Genomic DNA, 15,745 nt, shown 5'->3' on the forward strand with positions numbered 1-15,745 from the left:
GTGGAAAGTGCGAGATGGCCAGGTAGCTGCCCGGAGGGCAGGGGCGGCGATGAGCCGCCGGGCGACGCCCCAGCGGGTCGTCGTCGTCGTTCAGGTGGTGCAGTATCGCCAGAAGCAGCAACCCGACCGGCTGGTCGAAGTCGATCAACTTCTGTTCGTTGAGCTGTTCCAGCAGTTCCTCGGGCTGCCGGACGTCGGCCCCGATTACGGTGGTGGTCCGGGCGTCCGCGAGCAGAGCCCGACCGTGCGCGAGGGCCATGGGGTCGTTGTCCACGTAGACCACCCGGGCATCCGGGTCCACCTCGTGGGCGATCTCGTGCACGTTGCCCTGGGTGGGCAACCCGGAGCCGAGGTCGAGGAACTGCCGGATGCCGGCTTCGGCGGCCAGATACCGGACCGAGCGACGGAGAAAGGCACGGCAGGCATGACCCGCCTCCTGGCCGTCCGGCGTCACCTGCAACGCCATTTGGGCGGCCTGCCGGTCGACCGCGAAGTTGTCCTTGCCGCCGAGGTAGTAGTCGTAGACCCGGGCGATGCTGGGCCGGGTGGTGTCGACGCCCGGCGGCGCCACCTTCTCGCTCGTCAACGCTTCGATCCCTTCGAACAAGGCCATGGTTGGTCACACTATGGCGGGGAGACCACGACACTCATGGCTGCCGAACCGACGCCGGCCCACGAATGAGGGCCGGGTGTGCACTGAGGGTAGATGAGCGAGCCCCAAACGTCGATTCCGTGAGCGCCTGGCCGACAGCCGCAGGGGTACGCGACAGTCCATTCCAGCCATTGACGCAATAGGCGGTGGCGCAGAGGAGCAGGTCTTCGTGTCTTCGTGATGTTCAAACGGGTGAAACGGGTTCGACTCCATGGCCAGTTGTGGGGCCCACGAAGCGATCAGGCTGTTTCAGGTGGAACGTCACGCGGCCCGGCGGTGCATCGCCACCGGGCCGCGTGACGGGCGGAGTCGCGGTCGGTGCTAGGGAGTGGCGATGTCGAAGCGTCGGACGGTGACGGCGCCGCCGAGCGCCTGGGTGGCGTAGTTGAAGATCCCGAACCGGTAGCCCATGAAGAACTGCCAGTCGCTGTTCAACGTGAACGCCGGCCCGAGGGCGGTGAAGTTCACCCCGTCGGTGCTGTACGAGAAGCGGGCCTGTCGCCCGGATCCGGGCCGGATGTCGGCGTTGATCCGTAGCCAGATCCGGCCGCCCGAGATGTTGGCACTCGCCTGCTCGACGCCGGTTCCGACGGTGTTCCAGCTCCCGGTGCTCATGGTGAGACCGTTGGTCATCACCACCCTGGTCGTGCCGTTGTCGCGTTTGACGCCGATCCACGCCGACGAGTCGCGCAGCATGGCGAGCCCGGCCCGGTCACCGTTGGCCATGGTCGAGTAGTCGAGTTCGATCGTCCCGGTGGAGCTGGGGCCCTGGATGCGGTGGGTGACGGTGTTCCGGGCCGAGTAGAGGTCGTTCGTCACCGTCGCGGTCTGCAACCGCAGCCCGTTGTTGACGCTGTACTTGCTGGTGTCCGGGTTGTGGTTCCACTCCCACCGGTGCCCGAGGGTGGGCCCGGTGAAGGTTTCCGGGCCAATCATCGGCTGCACCGTCCGGGACGTGGTGATGTTCGGCTTCGGGTAGTTGACCCCCCACCGTCCGTTGACGGTCTGCACGACCGGCCAACCGTCGGCGGTCCAGGTGATGGGTGCCAGGGTCGGCATCCGGCCACCCGGGTAGGCGTCGGTGAACGCCATGTAGTACCAGTCGCCGTTCTGGGTCTGCACCAGGCCGCCCTGGTGCGGGACCCCGCCACCGGAGATCGGCCCGGGCAGGTCCAACAGCACCTGACGCATTTCGTACGGCCCGAACGGCGAGCTGGACTTCAGCACGTACTGGCCGTTGGCCGGGCGGGTCAGCCAGATGTAGTAGCTGCCGTTGCGCTTGTAGAAACGCGCGCCCTCCAGCGTGCCGACGCTGGCCGGCGTGGAGAAGACCTGCTGCGTGCGGACCTGGGACAGCCCGTCCGCCGACAGCTGCGCCACGCTGATGTTCCCGTTGCCGTACGCCACGTACATCGTGTCGTTGTCGTCGATCAGCAGGCCCGCGTCGTAGTAGCAGTTGTTGATCTGTGAGCGCTTCTGCCAGTTGCCGTCCACGGCCGCCGACGTGTACACGTACGTGCGGTTGAACTCGACGCAGCCGACCCAGTAGTAGGTGCTGTTGCTCGGCCGGTAGTTGAACGCCGACGCCCAGATTCCCTTGACGTAGGCCCGCCCGCCGGTCAGGTTGTAGGCGTTGGAGCCGAAGTCCAGGTTCGGCACCGAGTGGCCGGCGTACTCCCAGTTCACCAGGTCGTAGGAGCGCAGGATAGGCGCACCCGGCGAGTAGTGCATCGTCGAGGCCGAGTAGTAGTAGGCGTCGCCCACGCGGATGATGTCGCCATCGGCGAAGTCCTGCCACACCACGGGGTTCGTGAACTGCCCTCCGCTGGGCGGCGGCGTGGTGGGGGTGGTGCCGCCGATGGGCACGAGCTGCCACTGCTGGTTGTTGCCACCCCAGTCGCTGTACTGCACGATGTTTCCACCATCAGCCGTCGACGCGTTCTGCACCTCCACGGCCTTGTTGCTGTTCCGGTTGATCAACCGCACGTAGCCACCGGCCGAATCAGCCAACCGGAACTGCTGATTCGTCCCGTTGCCGTCGCTCCACTGCACAATCGACGCACCATCGGCCGTCGAAAAGTTGTACACGTCCAGCACCTTGCCGGAATGCCTCGACCGCAACCGGTAGTACCCACCACCAGAATCCACGAACTGCCACTGCTGCCACGCCCCGTCGTTACGCGTCCACTGCGTGATTCGCGCCCCGTCGCCCGTAGCCTGGTTGTACACATCCAACGCCTTGCCGCTGTTGCGATTCACCAGCACATACCAGGCGCTGGTATCCACGGTCGCCGCCGACGCCACCGGCGGAGCAACCACGACGGCGACACCACCGGCCAACGCGGTCACCATCGCCACCAATGCCACCAACCACCTCCGGCGGCGGGGACGCGGCTGGGACGCCACCCCGACCGGCCGGGCAGACGCGAGCGAACCCATCGATCATCTCCTATCAGTATGGATTTGTTAGCGCTAACATCCCGACGCGAGAGGCACTGCGGCGCGTGGACTTCGATCACCTCCGATGGAATCCATCGAAGAGAAGCGATGTTACTGGACTGTTTCGCCGGGTTCAAGGGCGGCGAACCCCGCCGCCGGCGGCGATACCCCGAACGACCGGTCGCCGCAGGTGGATCGGGGTGACCGACCCTCGCCCCCGGCTCGAACCCCTGGGGCGGGCGTTGCGCTGCCGGCACGCAGAGCCATGGCCGATCCGGCGTGGCGGTCCACGCCACGCCGCGCGGCGTGAACCGTTCACGCCGGATTCAAAAGGCATGAGGATCGCTTCACATGACGGCAGACCGCCGGTTGGAGTCCACAGCCGGACCACCACCTGATCGTATCGACAAGCGTCTTAACAAGTAGTTTCTGGACCATCGCACAAATCGACGGTGCGGAACCCATGCGGTCCGGCGGTTCCTCACTTATGCTGCCCAATGTCTTCGTCAATCCGACCAGAGCCGTCACCGCACCACCCCGCAACCACCAACGACGGCTGGCCCGCTCGCCGATCGGAGCCCCATGCCCCTACGTGCCACCGCCACCGCACTGGCCAGCCTCTGCCTCGCCCTGCCCGCCGCCGTCCCGGTGGGCGCCGCCGCCTCGCCCCCACGGGTCGTTCCGGCCCACGGTGTTAACGATCACATCGGGGCCGATCGTGCCATCGACGCCCTGGCGGGGCCGCCCGGGGCCCCACCCGGCGTATGCCCGTCCGGCGCTGGCTACGGCCCGCCCCTGCCGGCGACGTCGGTCGCGGCCACGAAGATCCGCAGTGGATTCTCGTTCCTCGAAGGGCCCGTCTGGCTCGCCGACCGGGGCTACCTGCTGATGTCCGACATGGGCGCGGCCACCGGGCCGGAGAACGTCCAGCCGTCGACGATCCGGCGGTTCACGCCGCCGGCGACCTTCGACACGTTCATCGCCGACTCGGGCAGCAACGGGCTCGCGCTCAGCCCCGACGCGCAGCAGCTCGTCGCCGCCACGCACGACCGGCGCAGCGTCTCGTCGTACCGGATCAACGACCTGACCCGTGGTGTCATCGCCTCCGGCTACCAGGGCCGGGCGTTCAACTCGCCGAACGACGTGGCGGTCCGCTCGGACGGCGTCGTCTACTTCACCGACCCCAACTTCCAGCGCGGCGGTCGCCCGGACCAGATGAACGGGCGTACCAGCGTGTTCCGCGTCTCGGGCGGCCAGGTGTCGCTGCTGGACGACACGCTGCGACAGCCCAACGGCATCGCGCTCTCCCCGGACGGCACCACCCTCTACGTGGGCGCCTACGGCGAGAACAAGATCTACCGGTATGCCGTCCGGGCCGACGGCAGCACCGGCTCCCGCAGCGTGTTCGTCAACTACGTCGGTGGCCCGGACGGTGCCACGATCGACTGCGCCGGGAACGTGTACTGGGCGTCGGGCTTCGACGGCCTGGTCCACGTCTACTCCCCCACGGGCACCCAACTCGGCACGATCCGGGCCGCCTCCTCCGGCACGACCAACGTGGCGTTCGGCGGGACCGACCGGCGGACCCTCTACGTCACCTCGGGCCCGAGGAACGACTCCGGCCTGTACAGCGTGCGGCTCAACGTGCCCGGCTATCCGTACTGACCGCCAGGTTCCACAGGCAGGGACGTATCGCGTGCGAACCCGCCCTCTCGCCACCCTCGGCGAGTAGTCCCGGGCCGACACCGGCCCGGCGCACCGCCGGGCCGGGCCCACACCACCATCCTCGGCGACGTCGCCGACAACCCGTACCCAGATCGGAGACCATGCCCGTGAAGCGTCTACTCAGGGCGGTGGCGGCCGCCGCGGTCGTGCCGCTGCTCGCCATGACGGTGCTGATGACGGCACAGCCGGCCGCGGCGGCATCGCTGACCCAGGTCAGCAACTTCGGCAACAACCCGAGCAACCTCAACATGTACCTCTACGTGCCCGACAACGTCGCACCGAAGCCGGCGTTGCTGGTGCTGATCCACTACTGCGGCGGATCCGGGCCGGCGATCTTCAACGGCAACGGTCGCGACTACGTCACCGCCGCCGACCGGTACGGCTACGTCATCGTGCTGCCGGAGGTCACCCGGAGCAGCAAGTGCTTCGACGTGTACTCGCCACAAGGGCTGCGGCGCGGCGGCGGAAGCGACTCGGACGGCATCATCTCCATGGTCAACTATGCCAAGCAGCGGCACAACGTCGACCCGGCCCGGGTGTACGTCAGCGGGTTCTCCTCCGGGGCGATGATGACCAACGTGATGGCGGCGCAGTACCCGGACGTGTTCGCCGCGGGATCGGCGTTCAGCGGGGTGCCCGCCACCTGTTTCGCGACCGGTAGCAGCACCAACACCTGGAACAGCCAGTGCGCCGGTGGCCAGCTCACCAAGACCGCCCAGCAGTGGGGCGACGCCGCCCGCGCGATGTACCCCGGCTACACCGGCCGGTATCCCCGGATGCAGTTCTGGCACGGGACCACCGACACCACGCTGTCGTACGTGAACTTCGGCGAAGAGATCAAGCAGTGGACCAACCTGCACGGGCTGAGCCAGACCCCGGTGTTCACCGACCGCCCGCAGTCGAACTGGACCCGTGCCCGGTACGGCGACAGCGGCACCCGGGCGACGATCGAGGGCGTCAGCATCAGCGGGGTGGGACACGAGCTGCCGCAGGCCGGTCAGATCGCGTACGCCATCTCCTTCCTCGGCCTCGACGGCACCCCCACCACGCCGACCCCGTCGCCGACGACACCGCCGCCGACGGCCGGGGTCGCGGTGGTGGGGGGCCAGTCGGGCCGCTGCCTGGAGGTGCCGAACGCCAGCACCACCAACGGCGTCCAGACGCAGCTGTGGGACTGCACCGGCGGCACCGCCCAACGCTGGACCCGCACCGCGAGCAGGCAACTCCAGGTGTACGGCAGCAAGTGCCTCGACGCCAGCGGCGCGGGCACCAGCAACGGCACCCAGGTGATCATCTGGGACTGCCACGGCGGCGCCAACCAGCAGTGGAACGTCAACGCCAACGGCACCATCACCAACGCCCAGTCCGGGCTCTGCCTGGACGCCAACGCCGCAGGCACCGCCAACGGCACCAAGGTCATTCTCTGGTCCTGCAACGGCCAGGCCAACCAACAGTGGACGCTACGGAGCTGAGGAAACCCCGCGCTACGGGTGTGGCACGGCGACGACGCGAGGGCGACGACGCCAGCGCGCAGAGTCGCGCTCTGGCCGGCGGTCCTCGGTTCCCACGCGCCCCAGCCGCCTCCGCCCGGGCGTCTCCTTCCGTCGTGGGGAGGCGCCCGACGCGGGATGGCATGATCCCTGGGGTGACCAGCAGTTCCGCCGAATCCCAGCGGCTACGCGACCTCGCGCGGCTGCGGCGGGTCCGCGACCGGATCGACCGCGAGTACGCGCAGCCGCTGGACGTCGAGGCGCTCGCCCGGGGCGCAAACATGTCGGCCGGGCACCTCAGCCGCCAGTTCCGGCTCGCCTACGGCGAGTCGCCGTACTCCTATCTGATGACACGACGCATCGAGCGCGCGATGGCGCTGCTACGTCGCGGCGACCTCAGCGTCACCGAGGTCTGTTTCGCGGTCGGCTGTGCGTCGCTGGGCACCTTCAGCACCCGCTTCACCGAGCTGGTCGGCATGCCGCCCAGCACCTACCGGCAGCGCGCCGCGCGCAGCACGGTGGGGCTGCCGGCCTGCGTGTCGAAGCAGGCGACCAGGCCGGTCAGGATGCGGCCCGGCCAGCCGCCGGGCTGATCCACCCGGCGGCGCGGTGCGCGTCGCCGGGCGGGTCAGCGTGACGTCTCGGCGAGCAGGCCGTCGATCTGGCCCACGGCCTCGCGCAGGCCCTCTTCCATGCCCATGTTCACCATCTGCTCAAGCTGCTCGGCGTCCACGAACCGGCTGACCAGCTTCATCCGCGTACGGCCACCGTCCGCCTCCAGCGTGACGACGGCACGCGTCGGCCGGTCGGCGTCGGTCGGGTTGCCGTTCTCGTCCGAGAAGCCGTCGTCGAACTCCAGCCGGTGCGGCGCGTCGAGCGCCGTGATACGCCACCAACCACGCGCCTTCTCGCCTTCCGGGCCGGTCATGTAGTAGTGGGACCAGCCCCCCACCACGAATTCGTGCTGCTCGAACGTGGCCGGCCAGGTCGGCGGCCCCCACCACCGCTCCAGCTGGCGCGCGTCCTCCCACACCTGCCAGACACGCTCGATTCCGGCGTCGAACTCGGCGACGTAGGTCAGCGTCAACGCCTTGACGTCCTTCTGGGTACTCGTCACGGGCATGGTTCGGTTCCCCTTCTTCTCAGTCTTCCGCGAGTAGCCGATCGATGCGGGCCACACGTTCCCGCCAGATCTCCTCGTACGCGCCCAGGAGCCGGGCTGTCCGGCGGAGCACGGCCATGTCCGCGTGCACGATCTGCTCCCTCCCCCGCCGCTCCTTGGTGACGAGCGAGGCCCTTTCGAGCACCGCGACGTGCTTCTGCACCGCCGCGAAGCTCATCGGATAGTGCCGGGCGAGCGCCGAAACGGACTCCGCGTGGCGAATCACCCGGGCGATGATGTCGCGCCGGGTGCCGTCCGCGAGGGCGTGGAAGATGCGGTCGGCATCCTCCTCGGCCATCACTCCTACAACCATGTGGTTGCACGTTAGCGGTGACCCGGGCCCGCCGCAAGCAGCCCCGCCCGTCGGGACGGGAGCCCACCACGCCTCTGTTAGGGTCGATTTCGTGCCAAGCCTCGATGTCATCACCGAACGGTCGGATCCGGCCGTGCAGCGAATCATCGACGTCACCAAGCACTCGCGGTCCGTTGTCCGCACCGTGCTCATCGAGGATGCCGAGCCGCTCGTGGAGGGCATCCGCGCAGGGCTGGAGTTCATCGAGGTCTACGGGGTGGAGACCAGCCCCCTCCCGGGCGAGGTGCTCGCCGCCTGCCAGCAGCGGGACATCCCGGTCCGCCTGGTCGGGTCCCCGATCATGAATGACCTGTTCAAGACGGACAAGAAGCCCAAGGCATTCGGGATAGCCCGGGTCCCGAGGCCGTGGAGCTTCGACGAGCTGGCCCGCACGACCGGCGACATCATCGTCCTGGACGGCGTGAAGATCGTCGGCAACATCGGTGCCATCGTGCGTACGTCCTTCGCGCTCGGTGCCGCCGGCATCGTGCTCGTGGACAGTGACCTCGCCACCATCGCGGACCGACGCCTGGTCCGGGCCAGCCGGGGCTACGTCTTCTCGCTGCCGATCGTGCTCGCGTCCCGGGCCGACGCCATCGCCCACTTCCGGCGCACCGGCATCCCGCTGGTCGCCTTCGACACCGAGGGCGACCTCGCGGTCAGCGAGCTGCGCGACGCCGACGAGCAGCTCGCCCTCCTGCTCGGCAGCGAGAAGACCGGCACGTCACGTTCCTTCGAGAGCATCGCCAGCCACTCGGTGTCGATCCCCATCAACCCGGCGGCGGAGTCGCTCAACGTCTCCGTCTGCGCCGGGATCGCACTGTACGAGCGCCGGCACTGGAACCTCGCCGACCGGCGTTCTCCGCACGCGCCACGAGCCGACCGGCCGGCCGCCGGGCGCGGCACCGGAAGGCCCACCCGGTCGGCGTACCCGGGCCGCCGGAGCCGCTGACCCGGCGGAAGCCGGTTGCGGCAAGGGCGGCTACTCCCCTCGGGGCACCTGGCCCTTGACCTCGTCGTAGCCGACCTTCTCGGGTGCCGCGACCGGCGCGTAGATCACCCGGATCACGCCCGTCGGGAACACCTCCGTCGCCGTCACTCGCAGGTGGTACGGCGCGTCGCCGTCGTCGAACAGCTTGCGGCCCTTGCGCGCCGCCACCGGATGCACCAGCAGACGCAGCTCGTCGACCAGCCCCGCGGCGAGCAACTGCTGCACCACCGAGATCGATCCCGGAATGAGGATGCCCCTGCTGCCGGCATCGGCCTTGAGCGAGGCGACGGCATCGAGGAGGTCGCCCTTGATCAGCTCGGAGTTGCGCCAGGAGAACTCCAGCGACTGGCGGGAGACGACGACCTTCCGCACGTCACCGAGTTGCTTGGCGAACGGCGCGTCGTCCCCGCCCTGGGCCTCGCGGTCGGGCCAGGCTCCGGCGAAGCTGTCATAGGTCGGGCGTCCGATGAGCAACACGTCGGCGCTGTCGTAGTCCTCGCTGACGGCGCGACCCATGTTCTCGTCGAAGTACGGAAGGTGCCAGTCGGGGTCGATCTCGGCGACCCCGTCGGCCGAGATGAACAGCGTGGAGATGACCTTTGCCATCGGAGTGCCCCCTTCGGGTCAGGTAGTGCCGACGGATAGACCGGGGCAGCATCGCAAACTCATCGGCCGAACAGGCCAAGCCCGGCCACTCGGCCAGGCACGACGGTCGGGGCGTGGGTCCGCCGGGGTGCGGTTCACGCACGGGCCCAGGCCGCCGGCGCGTTCAGTCCTTCAACGGGTACGGGATGAACGTGCTGCGGTTCTCGTCCAGGTCGAGCTGGCCGCTGATCGGCGCGGCGGCGCGCTGCGGGCAGGTCATCCGCTCGCAGGTCTTGCAGCCGGGGCCGATCGACGTGGTGGCGTCGGCCGCGTACAGGTCGATCCCGGCGGAGTAGACCAGCCGGTCGGCGTGCCGGGTCTCGCAGCCGAGCCCGATCGCGTAGACCTTGCCGGGTTGGTTGTAGCCGCCGTGGTGGCGGGTGATGGTCCGGGCGATCCACAGGTAGCGCTGCCCGTCGGGCATCTCGGCGACCTGCACGACGACCCGGCCCGGCGAGCTGAACGCCTCGTATACGTTCCATAGTGGACAGGTGCCGCCGGTCAGCGAGAACGGGAAGCCGGAGGCGGACTGCCGCTTGGACATGTTGCCCGCGCGGTCGACCCGGACGAACGAGAACGGCACCCCACGCGCCCGGGGCCGTTGCAGCGTGCTGAGCCGGTGGCACACCGTCTCCCAGCCCATCGCGAAGTGCTGGGTGAGCAGGTCGATGTCGTACCGGTGCTGCTCCGCCGCCGCGAGAAAGCGCTCGTAGGGCAGGATCAGCGCGGCGGCGAAGTAGTTCGCGAGGCCGACCCGGGTGAGGATCTGGGTCTGGACGTCGTCGAAGCGCTCCTCCTCCACGATCTCGTCGATCACGTCGGCGAACTCCAGCAGCGCGATCTGCGCCGCCATCCGCATGGCCTCCTGCCCGGCCCGCAGCGACGTCGACAGGTGCAGGGTGCGGGTCTGCGGACGGTAGCGGTGCAGCTCGTCGCCGAGCAGGGCGGCGTCGTCGCGGCGGACGTGGACGGCATGCCGCTGGGCGAGTCGGTCCTGTAGGGCGGACCGGACCTCGCCACGGCGCAGCCCGATGGTCGCGGCCAGCCGCTCTGCCGCCTCGTCCAGGTCCGGCAGGTAGTTCTGCCGCCGGTAGAAGAACTCGGTCACCCGGTCGTGCGGGCTGCGGCCGACCGTCTCCCGATCGCCCAGCAGCTCGGCGAGCTGCTCGTCCGCCTGCCGGTACCGACGGTGCAGATCGAGGACGGCCTCCGCGACCTCGGGCAGCCGGGTGGCCAGCTCGGTGAGATCGGCGACGCTCGGTCGGCCCGGGAGCGCCTCACGCAACCCGGCGACCAGTCGGGGTGTGTCCCTCGGGGCGAAGACGGTCGGATCGACGCCGAACACCTCGGTGATGCGCATCAGCACCGGAACGGTCAGCGGGCGCGAATCGTGTTCGATCTGGTTGAGGTAGCTGGGCGAGATGTTCAGCAGACGGGCCAGGCGCGACTGGCTCAGCGCCCGGTCCTCGCGCATCCGGCGCAGCCGCGCACCCGCGAAGGTCTTGGTGATCGCCCCCACCTCCTCGCTGGTCTTTGGGCAGCCCAGCACCGTTGGCAGGATGCAAATATACCTCTTCACAACTTCGCAAAAGGGGGGTGTGAACTTCTCAGAACTTGGCTTCTTCCGTCCCTCGACCCCGCCGCCACCGCCGTGTGACCGTTGGCGACACGCCGCTCCGGCGTCGCGTTCACGCCGCCACGGCACGACGCAGCGCCGGCGTCACCGAAAGTCGAGGGGACGACATCATGCAGAACGCCGTCGAGCAGTTGCGTACCGAGTGGGAGACCGACCCCCGTTGGCGGGGAGTGCGGCGCAGTTACCGCGCGCAGGACGTGATCCGCCTGCGCGGGGTGATCCAGGAGGAACACACCCTGGCACGGCACGGCGCCGAGCGGCTGTGGCGGCTGATGCACAGCGAGGACTACCTGCACGCCCTGGGCGCGCTCACCGGCAACCAGGCCGTGCAGATGGTCCGGGGCGGGCTCAAAGCCATCTACCTCTCCGGCTGGCAGGTGGCCGCGGACGCCAACCTCGCCGGGCACACCTACCCCGACCAGAGTCTCTACCCGGCCAACTCGGTGCCCGCGGTGGTCCGCCGGATCAACAACGCCCTGCTGCGCGCCGCCCAGATCACCACCGCCGAGGGCGGCGAGGGCGGAACAGACTGGCTGGCACCGATCGTCGCCGACGCCGAGGCCGGCTTCGGCGGGCCGCTCAACGCCTACGAGCTGATGACCGCGATGATCGTGGCCGGCGCGGCCGGCGTGCACTGGGAAGACCAGCTCGCGGCCGAGAAGAAGTGCGGCCACCTCGGCGGGAAGGTGCTCGTCCCCACCGGCCAGCACATCCGTACGCTGGAGGCGGCGCGGCTCGCCGCCGATGTCGCCGGGGTGCCGTCGGTGGTCATCGCCCGCACCGACGCGCAGGCCGCCACGCTGCTCACCACTGACGTCGACGAGCGGGACCGGCCCTTCGTCACCGGTGAGCGGACCGCCGAGGGCTTCTACCGGGTGCGCAACGGGATCGAGCCGTGCGTCGCCCGCGGCCTGGCCTACGCGCCGCACGCCGACCTGCTCTGGATGGAGACCAGCACCCCGGACCTGGAGATCGCCCGCCGGTTCGCCGAGGCGATCAAGGACCAGTACCCGGATCAGCTCCTCGCCTACAACTGCTCGCCGTCGTTCAACTGGCGCAAACACCTCGACGACGCCACCATCGCCAAGTTCCAGCGGGAACTCGGCCACATGGGCTACAAGTTCCAGTTCATCACCCTGGCCGGCTTCCACGCCCTCAACTACTCGATGTTTGACCTGGCCCGTGGCTACGCCGCCGACGGCATGTCCGCCTACGTGGCGTTGCAGGAGCGGGAGTTCGCCGCCGAGCCGGCCGGCTACACCGCCGTCAGGCACCAGCGCGAGGTGGGCACCGGCTACTTCGACCTGATCAGCACGGTGCTCAACCCGGCCGCCGAGACCACCGCGCTGCGCGGATCCACCGAGGAGGAGCAGTTCGCATGAGGTACGAGATCATCGGCCCGATGGCGGACCGGTTCGACGAGGTCCTCACCCCCGAGGCGCTGGAGTTCCTGGTCGAGCTGGACAGCGAGTTCGCGGCTCGCCGGGTGGCCCTGCTGGACACCCGCCGGGCCCGCCGGGACCGGTACGCCACCGGTCAGCTACCCGACTTCCTCCCGGAGACGGGCGCGATCCGCTCCGACCCGACCTGGCGGGTGGCCCCGCCCGCGCCCGGCCTGGTCGACCGGCGGGTCGAGATCACCGGACCGACCGACCGCAGGATGACCGTCAACGCGCTCAACTCCGGTGCCCGGGTGTGGCTCGCCGACTTCGAGGACGCCACCGCCCCGACCTGGCACAACGTCGTCGCCGGGCAGCTCAACCTGATCGACGCGCTGGACCGGCGGATCGACTTCACCGACCGGCGCGGCAAGCGGTACGCCCTCGGCGACGAGCTGGCCACGATCGTCGTCCGGCCGCGCGGCTGGCACCTGGTGGAGAAGGGCATCGCGGTGGACGGGCGGCCGATCTCGGCCAGCCTGGTCGACTTCGGGCTCTACCTGTTCCACTGCGCCCGGCGGCAGCTCGACGCGGGCGCCGGGCCGTACTTCTATCTGCCAAAGCTGGAGGGCCATCGCGAGGCGCGGCTGTGGAACGACGTCTTCGTCTTCGCCCAGCAGCGACTCGGCCTGCCGCGTGGCACCATTCGGGCCACCACGCTCATCGAGACGATCACCGCCGCCTTCGAGATGGAGGAGATCCTGTACGAGCTGCGTGAGCACTCGGCGGGCCTGAACGCCGGACGGTGGGACTACATCTTCAGCGTGATCAAGAACTTCGGTCAGTGGTCCGATTTCGTCCTGCCGGACCGCTCCGACATCACCATGACGGTGCCGTTCATGCGCGCCTACACCGAGCTGCTGGTGGCGACCTGCCACCGGCGGGGCGCGCACGCCATCGGCGGGATGGCCGCGTTCATCCCCAGCCGGGATCCGGAGGTCAACGAGGTGGCCCTCGGCCGGGTGCGGGCGGACAAGCGGCGGGAGGCCGGCGACGGGTTCGACGGCTCGTGGGTCGCCCACCCCGGCCTGGTCGACACCTGCCGCGAGGAGTTCGACGCGGTGCTGGGCGACCGCCCCCACCAGCTCGACCGGCTACGGGACGACGTCAGCGTCGCCGCCGCCGACCTGCTCGCGGTCGACAAGACCCCGGGTCAGGTCACCGCCGAAGGGCTGCGCTCCAACATCGCGGTCGCGCTGCGCTACATCGACGCGTGGCTCGGCGGTGTCGGCGCGGTGGCCCTGTGGAACCTGATGGAGGACGCGGCGACCGCCGAGATCGCCCGCTGCCAGGTCTGGCAGTGGTTGCGCCACAGCACGCCGCTGGCCGGCGGCGGCTGCGTGACCGACGATTCGGTCCGGTCGATCCTCGCGGAGGAACTGGCCGCGCTGCTGGCCGAACGTGAGGGAAACGACCGGGACCGCGCCGAGCGGGCCGCGCGGATCGTCGAGGACACCGCGTTCGGCGAGGAGCTGCCGGCATTCTTCACCACCGGCGCGTACGCCCGGCACTTCGATCCGCGCCGCCCGGTCACGGCTCCGGCAGCCGGTCGGTGACGCGGCGGGCCCGGCCTTGCGCCGAGCCCGCCGCGTCAGTGCCGTCCGATCCTGATCGTGACTAGCGTTGCAGGGTCAGCAGGCCCGGTCGGTACGGCAGGAGGCCGTAGTCCGTGCCGTCGGAGCGGGGGTCGCGCCCCTGGTAGAGCAGTTGGAGGTTGCAGGGGTCGACGGTCATGGTCTGGTCGGCGCTGGTGCGCAGCAGTTCACCGTGGCTGATGTCGTTGGTCCAGGTGGCGCCGCTGTTGGCCTTGCCGGCGAAGGGGTTGCTCTCCGTCGCGGCCTGCGGGGTCCACGAGCCGTCCAGGCTGGTGGCCGTGAACGAGCGGAAGTAGCGGCCCTGCGCGCCGATGGCCTCGACGATCATGAGGTAGCGGTTCTGGCCCTGGAGCTTGTAGACCTGGACCGCCTCGAACAGGTTGTTCGTGGTGTCGCTCATGATGGTGGTGTACGACGTGCCGAAGCTGCCCGGGAAGTTCCCGATGGGCATGCTGGCCCGGTAGATCTTGCCGTTGTCCCCGGCGAAGAACAGGTACATGTTCCGGTCGTCACCGATGACGGCCTGGTCGATGGGGCCCGTGTTGGAGCCGGTGATGCTGCCGGAGAACAGCGTCTGCGGCGCGGACCACCCGTTGGGGTTGGTGGGGTCGTTCGACGTGCGGTAGGAGAACGCCGGCCCGCCCCACTGGTAGGCGAGCACCCAGATGTTCTTCGGGGCGAAGTAGAACAGCGACGGCGCGACCGTGGAGGAGGACATCGCGTTCTGGCTGGCCGTGGCCATCTCCGACCAGTTCGTGAACAGGCTGAAGTTCATCGAACCCCACCTTGTGCCGTAGTCGTGCGTCGTCGCGTAGACGAGCTGCTTGCCGTTGTACGGGGCGACGGTGAAGTCCTTCAGCGACACCCAGCCCGACCTCGGCTGCGCCAGCACGCCCGTGGACGACCACCGGTACGTCGACGGAAGGTTGCACGTACTCGGCGGCGGAGTGGTCGGCGGCGGGGTCGTCGGTGAAGTGGTCGGCGGGGTCGTCGGCACCGGGGCGCCGGTGCAGGCGACCCCGTTCAGCGCGAAGCTCGTCGGCACCGGGTTGCTGCTCGTCCACGAGCCGTTGAAGCCGAACGAGGTCGTACCGTTGGTCGCGATGGACCCGTTGTAGGCGACGTTCTTGGCGGTCACCGCCGAACCGCTCTGCGTCACCGTCGCGTTCCACACCTGGTCGACCCGCTGCCCGGCGCCGAACGACCATGTCAAGGTCCAACTTGTCAACGCGTCGCCCAGGTTCGTGATCGACACGTTGGCGCCGAAGCCGCCCTGCCACTGCGACGACACGGTGTAGTTGACCGAACAGCCCGCAGCCGCTGCGCCGGCCGGCACCGCCACGGCGACTGTCGCCGAGGCCAGCAACACGACGCCGGCCGACACCACGCCGACATTTGCCGCTTTGGATCTAGCCATAATGCACCCTCCTGTTGGGATGGCGGCCAACGCATTTGTCGGGATCTTGTTATGTGAGCGTTAACAGCCGCGTCAGACATGTTACGGGAGCGCTCCCATCACCTCAACCTCCAGCCGTCGATGGATTTCGATCTCGTCCACGAGTTTCGGCTGATCCGCGTCGATCCATGCCGTACCCTTGCGCCGCCGCTAGTCAGTGCTA

General features: G+C 69.1%; 13 protein-coding genes. 6 read left to right on the plus strand and 7 right to left on the minus strand.

Annotation, left to right across the window (positions count from 1 at the left end):
* A partial coding sequence (locus MCAG_RS13175) for an SAM-dependent methyltransferase (RefSeq protein WP_007073467.1) occupies positions 1–613 on the minus strand: 613 nt, incomplete at its 3' end.
* Positions 614–973: 360 nt separating this feature from the next.
* The gene (locus tag MCAG_RS13180; RefSeq protein WP_232290383.1) at positions 974–3,004 is read right to left on the minus strand and encodes a family 43 glycosylhydrolase; all 2,031 of its coding nucleotides are present in this window, start codon (positions 3,002–3,004) and stop codon (positions 974–976) included.
* Between the two features lie 669 nt (positions 3,005–3,673).
* Between MCAG_RS13180 and MCAG_RS13185 the strand changes: the two genes are divergently transcribed.
* The 3 genes from MCAG_RS13185 to MCAG_RS13195 all read left to right on the plus strand — a co-directional run bounded on the left by MCAG_RS13185 (position 3,674) and on the right by MCAG_RS13195 (position 6,899).
* Positions 3,674–4,756, plus strand: a complete 1,083-nt coding sequence (locus MCAG_RS13185) for an SMP-30/gluconolactonase/LRE family protein (RefSeq protein WP_007073470.1) — start codon at positions 3,674–3,676, stop codon at positions 4,754–4,756.
* Between the two features lie 161 nt (positions 4,757–4,917).
* Positions 4,918–6,288, plus strand: coding sequence for a PHB depolymerase family esterase (locus tag MCAG_RS13190; protein WP_050777949.1), 1,371 nt, complete (start codon positions 4,918–4,920; stop codon positions 6,286–6,288).
* 161 nt (positions 6,289–6,449) lie between these two features.
* A complete protein-coding gene (locus tag MCAG_RS13195; RefSeq protein ID WP_198141550.1) occupies positions 6,450–6,899 on the plus strand; it encodes a helix-turn-helix transcriptional regulator in 450 nt (149 codons plus the stop codon).
* Between the two features lie 35 nt (positions 6,900–6,934).
* On the opposite strand, the gene MCAG_RS13200 is transcribed toward MCAG_RS13195, so the two are convergent.
* Together MCAG_RS13200 and MCAG_RS13205 are read right to left on the minus strand one after the other, a co-directional pair.
* A complete protein-coding gene (locus tag MCAG_RS13200) occupies positions 6,935–7,429 on the minus strand; it encodes an SRPBCC domain-containing protein (protein ID WP_007073473.1) in 495 nt (164 codons plus the stop codon).
* 19 nt (positions 7,430–7,448) lie between these two features.
* The gene (locus MCAG_RS13205; protein WP_036377042.1) at positions 7,449–7,766 is read right to left on the minus strand and encodes a helix-turn-helix domain-containing protein; all 318 of its coding nucleotides are present in this window, start codon (positions 7,764–7,766) and stop codon (positions 7,449–7,451) included.
* Between the two features lie 106 nt (positions 7,767–7,872).
* Here MCAG_RS13205 and nshR point away from each other — a divergent pair, with 106 nt between their 5' ends.
* Positions 7,873–8,772, plus strand: coding sequence for an NshR/TsnR family 23S rRNA methyltransferase (gene nshR, locus MCAG_RS13210; RefSeq protein ID WP_007073475.1), 900 nt, complete (start codon positions 7,873–7,875; stop codon positions 8,770–8,772).
* 30 nt (positions 8,773–8,802) lie between these two features.
* Here the strand turns inward: nshR and MCAG_RS13215 are convergent, their stop codons facing one another.
* The gene (locus MCAG_RS13215; RefSeq protein WP_007073476.1) at positions 8,803–9,417 is read right to left on the minus strand and encodes a dihydrofolate reductase family protein; all 615 of its coding nucleotides are present in this window, start codon (positions 9,415–9,417) and stop codon (positions 8,803–8,805) included.
* Positions 9,418–9,580: 163 nt separating this feature from the next.
* Positions 9,581–11,005, minus strand: coding sequence for a short-chain fatty acyl-CoA regulator family protein (locus MCAG_RS13220; protein WP_232290148.1), 1,425 nt, complete (start codon positions 11,003–11,005; stop codon positions 9,581–9,583).
* 197 nt (positions 11,006–11,202) lie between these two features.
* On the opposite strand from MCAG_RS13220, the gene aceA reads away from it, so the two are divergent.
* Positions 11,203–12,474: an isocitrate lyase gene (aceA, locus tag MCAG_RS13225; RefSeq protein ID WP_036373322.1), complete on the plus strand. Its 1,272-nt coding sequence runs from the start codon at positions 11,203–11,205 to the stop codon at positions 12,472–12,474.
* Positions 12,471–14,087: a malate synthase A gene (gene aceB / locus MCAG_RS13230; protein ID WP_036373324.1), complete on the plus strand. Its 1,617-nt coding sequence runs from the start codon at positions 12,471–12,473 to the stop codon at positions 14,085–14,087. The genes aceA and aceB overlap by 4 nt, the downstream gene beginning before the upstream one ends.
* 61 nt (positions 14,088–14,148) lie before the next feature.
* On the opposite strand, the gene MCAG_RS13235 is transcribed toward aceB, so the two are convergent.
* Positions 14,149–15,543, minus strand: a complete 1,395-nt coding sequence (locus MCAG_RS13235; RefSeq protein ID WP_036373325.1) for a non-reducing end alpha-L-arabinofuranosidase family hydrolase — start codon at positions 15,541–15,543, stop codon at positions 14,149–14,151.
* Positions 15,544–15,745 lie beyond the last annotated feature (202 nt).

This window comes from Micromonospora sp. ATCC 39149 (assembly GCF_000158815.1).
Taxonomy (GTDB): Bacteria; Actinomycetota; Actinomycetes; order Mycobacteriales; family Micromonosporaceae; genus Micromonospora.